The following is a 4,720-nucleotide window of genomic DNA, read 5'->3' as shown; positions in this document are numbered from 1 at the left end:
TAACCGCTTATTGCTTCTTTCCAAAAAAACCGTCACTCAACTTGAAAAAAGTAAATGACGGTCAATTATTTTTAAACTTCGCTTAAACCGAACTCAGGTAATTTAAGTTAATTTCGTTTTTTTCATTTCTAAAATCATTTTTGTACAGTTCATTGCAACCGTAATAATTCTGTAATATGCCTTTTAATTATTAGTAAAAGACCAGTGTAAAAAGCGAACGACGTCAGCCTTAATTTTTTTATGTACTAAGCTTGGGAAATTGACTATCTATTTTATAGTTTTAACAATATCATATTCATTGATATTTGCCCTTATGTTTATAGCAATGTCTATATACTTTTTTGGATTAAAAATAAAATCATTCCATTTGACAGAATAGATAAAGGATGAAAAACCCTTGTACGGTTTAGTACCACTATGATTAACACAATCTGTGTAAACAGGCCTATGTACATTGAACATATTATCTCTAAGAATCTGAAACAAAAAACTTGTTTTTAATGTTCTGCAATTACAATATAAACAAGAATTTTCTTCAATAAAATAGTTATAACTTCCCCACTGATCGGGTAATACAACTGCCAAGACTGCATTTGTTTTGCTTCTTCCCCCTTGTCTTGATTGTTCTTTCAATGAATATGAAATTTCCCAGGGAATCCATTGGTCTTTTTCACTAGAAAAAACCTCTTTCATACCTTTAGAAACAAGTACAATTGTAATTGAACTATAAAATATTTTATCTCCTAACTTTGAAGCAATTGTAGCATCCTCAAGTGCAACCATACTTTCTCCATCATTTTCTCCCTTGTAAATATGGTCATCTTCTTCCAAAATTTTCGCAATCTCATCAACATAATGTCTTGCTGTTGTTGCAATTCTTCTTTTTGGACCAAAGAAATCAGTAACTTCATACACTTCTAAATCTTGCACTTGGGCGTCTGCATATTTATATGAAACGAATATACTCTTACCCATAATTTAGTAATTGTTTCTTATTTTTATTGCTTCTTCAATCCAGTCTTCAAGATTTTCTTTAATATGGTCATACACGTATGTACTTGTACTGTATGGAGGATTGTAACATTTTACAATTGAAGAAAGCGATTTTCCATCAACACTAAAGCCGTCAAATGGATTATTTCCTTCATTGGATTGATTACCACCACTATCTTTGAGATTATGTACGTAAATTCCAAAAATTCCTCGTCCTTCTTCCCAAGCCTTTTTTATTTCGTGGTCAATCCATTTTCTTCCTGCTGTTTTTTCTCCAACAAATACAATAACACAAGATTTTCCACTCATATTATCATCAATCCATTTTTCTATTTCTTTATCACCACCATTCGTTACTTCTTCCCATTTGTTGGAAGTAACCACACTATTTCCTTCAATTTTCCCCATATTTCTAATTTGAGAAGCCCTCCAATTATCAGGTACATAATGGAAACTTGTAAATACTTTTCTAGCCATAATTATAGTTTTTGTAAAATATTGATTGCTTTTATCGTGTTGTTTATTATTTCTTCTTTTGTAGGATTATCTTTCCCCAGTTCTCTTATCGCATTGTGTAATTCTGTATTGTCAGGATAATAAGATTGTAGTTCACTGGTAACTTTATCCCATAATGATTTGGAAACATAACCAGTTGCTCCTATTGGAATAGGTATAACATTATGTTGTAGGCAAATTTCAAATTCCTCTTCCATACCATTCGAGTTGACTATATCATCACCAACTTTTTTATTACCGAAAACAAAAACTGCTATGCCAGCTTTGGAAATCATTTCATTTCTATAGTCTGTCCATATTTCAGGAATACTTTTAGTTCCAGACTGAATTTGAGGAAAGGGTCTTAAAATTAACAAGTCATCCAGATTTCTGTAATTAGAATTTAACTTAAAATCTAATGCACCATTAATGACAACACTGCCAATTCCTAATCCAAATCCTGAAATAATTTTATAGTCTTTTTCAGCCAATTTGTAACTTAGAGAATGAATTAGGTCATTCGCATTTTCTGCGGTATAAGGTGAATAATCGTGAGCTGCTCCAGAAATAAAAATGTTCCTTCTTTTTATTCTCTTCTCTATCTCGTACAGAATCTCTGTTATTTCTTGATATTCCTTAATCATAATGGCGTGAATACCATACCTCACTAAATCCTCAATTTTTAACTCCAGTTTAATTTTCGCATATAAATAATCTTCCTTATTTTGTTCAGGCGTTTTTGCGGCATCATTAAAATCGGTCTCTTGTACTTCCTTGAAAAAACAATAATGGGTAGGTGTGTTGTCTTTTAACAGAATTTTTATTCTTCCTAAAATATATTCCAAATTTGGATCATCGAAGCTAAATCCTATAAATAAGAATGTCTTTGATAATAAGTCTCCTCTCAAGGCAGTAGAAAACAATTCTTTTTTATCATTATAAGTTTCATAGTCATCCTTTGTTAGAACTGCTTCATCAGGAGAGTTTTTATCCCCGTGCATTTTGTAGACAATGGCATCTTTTTTCTTGATGTTTCTTGAAAAATCTACGTTCCTAATTTTTGTTTCAACTGTTTTACCATTTGCTTCCAAGGTCTTTTCTATAAGCTGGTCGTAATTTGTTGTCCAAAATGTGTCGATACAAATACGAGATAAAATTTTATGGTTTTCACTACCTGTGGTAAGTGTAGTAAATTCATTAATAATTTTGTTGTTGATTTTGCCTCGTTTAAACTTATTGAAATGATATTGTGCTATTGAAATCAAGTCGTGTTCTTTATCAACATCTAGTTTTAATTCAACTGCTAAATCTCTCAATAACTCTTTCCAATTTACAAAACCTAATGTTGCAGAAAAACCTGCACCAGCAAAAATAGCAGCGTCACCACTATTTATTTCTATAATAAAATCATTTATAAATTTCTTTTGTTGTTCTGTTAATTGCATAATTATTTATTTAACCACTCGTTTAATGATACTTCTGTTTTATTTGGATAGATTATTTTGAAATAATCTTTCGTGTACTCACTTTCCTCAATTCTAGGATAAATTTGAAGATATTCGTTCCCTTGCCAAGTGAGCCTACTATCTGCCAAGGGCAAAATACATATTTTATCACTTGCCAGTTTATACGTATCACCAATTCCAACCTCCCAATTACACCATTTTGAAGCAATGGCATCATTTGTAGCTAATAAGACAAACTTATCATTTTTTCTAATTTGACTTTTAATATTTTGTGCTGTAATTCCACTTGTATGTTCTGGCATCGTTTCATCAGCCCAATCAACATAAATAGAAATACCTAAATTTTCAAAAAATGTCTTTGCCTGAGCGATCAAGGCTTGGTCTTTATGAGAATGTGATAAAAAAACACTAGTTTTTGATGAATATTCAGAGAAGGTTCTACTCTCATTTAAGGATGTATATCCTTTGTTCCTAGCCTTATTGTATGCTATCGTCTGAAATTCTTGTTTCGTAAAAATGGCCATATGTTTTATTTTTTTTTCTTGTTATTATCCTTTATTAATTATTCATTCGTGACATCTTCCCCTTTAAAGCTTTCCACTACCTTCCTTATTTCATCTGATATTGCTTTTAGTATGTAAATAAATTTCTAACTGACTGGCAATAAATTGTTTTTTTTCTGAGGGTAACGGTAATTTTATAACTGAATCGTTTTTTATTGCAAAATCTAAATAGTTTAATTAGCACGTGGAAATTTTTCTGTATGGTCTTAGTAATTTACGTACATCTGCAAATGTCCAAAGTCCTGATGTTGCGGGTAATTTTATATTCATTGCTATTTTTAGTTTTGTTTAATAATACTTTAATTCAATCATTTGACAATATACTGTCCAAAAATATTTTAGATTTAATCACTGTAAAATTAAATTTTAAAAACTTTAAATTTTTATGGGTTTCCGTAAATACTCAAAAAAAAGCCTCCCAAAAGAAGGCTCAAGCGTATATAATAGATAAGTGTTTTTAAAATCCAATTTCCCAACATTTTAATTAATTTATGAATTAGGACGGCTGATTTCCCAGTTGCGTTTGGTTTTATTACAGTTTAAAATAATTTGCTTTTTTTTTAGAAAGCTTTGATGATTACTTTACTCTACAATTTCTCAATTTCAAAACAAGAATCTGGTTTTTATTTTTACTGCGGTTTAGTCTTAGCTGTAACAATAGATTACAGTTTTAGCTATATGAAAAGATTGAAGATCTGAGTGAATTTCGTTTAGTTTTCAGCAACCATATATTAATACTGAACAATTTCAATAGTTGATAGTATAGTTTATCATCCTTAAAAATTTTGATTTTCATTATATCTCAAAAGAAATTCTATTATCATTTGTAGTAACTTAATTATTTCGTTCATCATCAATTTTTAATGCTTCATTTAAAATGAATATTTATTTTTTATAAATTTTGATTTTGTCTCAATATCACTATTTGACTAATAAAAGATATACCTATAAAATCTTTAGTCGTATACACATTCAGAATATTTTGCGGAGACTCTCCTTTTATTGGTACTTTATAACTATTTAACCCGTAGTGCATTATAAAAAAGGTTACTCATAATACGGAAATTTCGTATATTGTATTGACTATCAATCTAATACGTTATGAATAACCTAGATGCAATTTACGATTTTATTTTAAAGGAATTAAGAAAATTAACCATCAAAGAAAATTTTTATTTCAAACCAATTAAACCAAAATTATCT

4 protein-coding genes and 1 pseudogene are annotated in these 4,720 nt (G+C 29.7%); 1 reads left to right on the top strand and 4 read right to left on the bottom strand.

The annotated features are described in order from the left end of the window. Positions 1–267 precede the first annotated feature (267 nt). From DRF58_RS17675 to DRF58_RS17660, 4 genes are read right to left on the bottom strand one after another with little or no spacing between them, the layout of a single operon-like run. Complete coding sequence (locus tag DRF58_RS17675) at positions 268–975, bottom strand: TIR domain-containing protein (RefSeq protein ID WP_116037249.1); 708 nt, start codon at positions 973–975, stop codon at positions 268–270. 3 nt (positions 976–978) lie between these two features. Then, entirely contained in the window at positions 979–1,470 is a 492-nt protein-coding gene (locus tag DRF58_RS17670) for a TIR domain-containing protein (RefSeq protein ID WP_116037248.1), read from the bottom strand. Positions 1,471–1,472: 2 nt separating this feature from the next. Then, positions 1,473–2,933, bottom strand: a complete 1,461-nt coding sequence (locus DRF58_RS17665) for an SIR2 family protein (RefSeq protein ID WP_116037246.1) — start codon at positions 2,931–2,933, stop codon at positions 1,473–1,475. Positions 2,934–2,935: 2 nt separating this feature from the next. Then, entirely contained in the window at positions 2,936–3,478 is a 543-nt protein-coding gene (locus tag DRF58_RS17660; protein ID WP_185144554.1) for a toll/interleukin-1 receptor domain-containing protein, read from the bottom strand. Positions 3,479–4,618: 1,140 nt separating this feature from the next. Between DRF58_RS17660 and DRF58_RS19295 the strand changes: the two are divergent. Next, a pseudogene (locus tag DRF58_RS19295) lies at positions 4,619–4,720 on the top strand (IS982 family transposase); the annotation flags it as partial.

This window comes from Epilithonimonas hispanica (assembly GCF_003385395.1).
Lineage (GTDB): Bacteria > Bacteroidota > Bacteroidia > Flavobacteriales > Weeksellaceae > Epilithonimonas > Epilithonimonas hispanica.
This window is presented reverse-complemented; position numbering and strand designations above follow the sequence as displayed.

Coding starts and splice junctions, on each gene's coding strand:
- DRF58_RS17665 (WP_116037246.1), bottom strand. CDS start 2,933: ATGCAATTAACAGAACAACAAAAGAAATTTATAAATGATTTTATTATA.
- DRF58_RS17670 (WP_116037248.1), bottom strand. CDS start 1,470: ATGGCTAGAAAAGTATTTACAAGTTTCCATTATGTACCTGATAATTGG.
- DRF58_RS17675 (WP_116037249.1), bottom strand. CDS start 975: ATGGGTAAGAGTATATTCGTTTCATATAAATATGCAGACGCCCAAGTG.
- DRF58_RS17660 (WP_185144554.1), bottom strand. CDS start 3,478: ATGGCCATTTTTACGAAACAAGAATTTCAGACGATAGCATACAATAAG.